Genomic DNA, 1,009 nt, shown 5'->3' with positions numbered 1-1,009 from the left:
TGAACCGTACCGGGTTTGTCGGAGACATTTTTATTTAAGTTAGGCCACGTGACCTAACGGGTTAATCTTATCATAGTACATTGCTTCAAACTCAAAAGGCGATACATAACCCAATGCGCTGTGTACACGCTTTTTGTTGAACCAATCTACCCAATTTAATGTCGCAAGTTGTACATCCGCTAAACCTTGCCAGTCTGCTTTTAAATATTCAATCACCTCTGTTTTGTATAACCCATTCACTGTTTCAGCCAAAGCGTTATCGTATGAATCACCGGTCGTACCGACTGATGCTCGTAAATTTGCTGCTTCTAAACGATTGGTATAGCGAATTGAAAGATATTGAACACCTCTATCTGAATGATGAATCACATTCTTAGGCATACCTCGGTCATGCAATGCTTGCTCTAGTGCATCGAGCACCATGTCTGTATTCATACGTGTTGATACTTTCCATCCAACAATCGCTCGTGAGAACACATCAATAATAAAGGCGGTATAGACCCAGCCTGAATGAGTTTGAATATACGTGAAGTCACCGACCTGAGAAGCATCGCTTCGCAAGGGTTTGGATAATCAGCAGTAAAATTACGTTTCACTAAATCATCCGCTCTTTTTTGATCATCTCGGCTACGGGTGGTGTATTTATTCTTCCCACGCCAAACACCCTGTATACCTAGCTTCTTCATCAAGCGAACCACTGTACAGCGTGCAATAACATAACCTTCACGTTTCAGTTGTTGCCAAACTTTACGTACACCATATCGACCTGAACTTTCTTTCCAAATTCGTTTAATTTGTTCAGCATGATGCAAATCATGTAGATCTCGCTTTGCTCGATGTTCTGGGTTTTCAGCAATATCTAGTGTTCGATAATAGGTAGAAGCTGAGATCGGTAAAATCCTACAAATCGCCTCAACACCATATAACGCCTTATTGTTATGGATGAAATCCACCATTATTTGTGTGGGCGGTCGAGCTCCGCCTGGGCGAAAAAAGCGGCTGCTTTACG

The 1,009-nt window shown here is 42.0% G+C and carries 1 pseudogene and 1 other annotated feature; the pseudogene reads right to left on the bottom strand.

Features of this window, described 5'->3' with window-relative positions:
- Nucleotides 1–39: 39 nt before the first annotated feature.
- Nucleotides 40–1,004 (bottom strand): annotated as a pseudogene (locus FTT94_RS16470) (IS3 family transposase); the annotation flags it as partial.
- Nucleotides 882–998 (bottom strand) — a sequence feature (AL1L pseudoknot). Its footprint overlaps the pseudogene before it by 117 nt.
- Nucleotides 1,005–1,009: the final 5 nt, after the last annotated feature.

The sequence above is a fragment of the Acinetobacter sp. YH12027 genome (genome assembly GCF_013420085.1).
GTDB lineage: Bacteria > Pseudomonadota > Gammaproteobacteria > Pseudomonadales > Moraxellaceae > Acinetobacter > Acinetobacter amyesii.
Note: the sequence above shows the minus strand (reverse complement) of the source record. Positions and strands in the feature narration are given on the sequence as shown.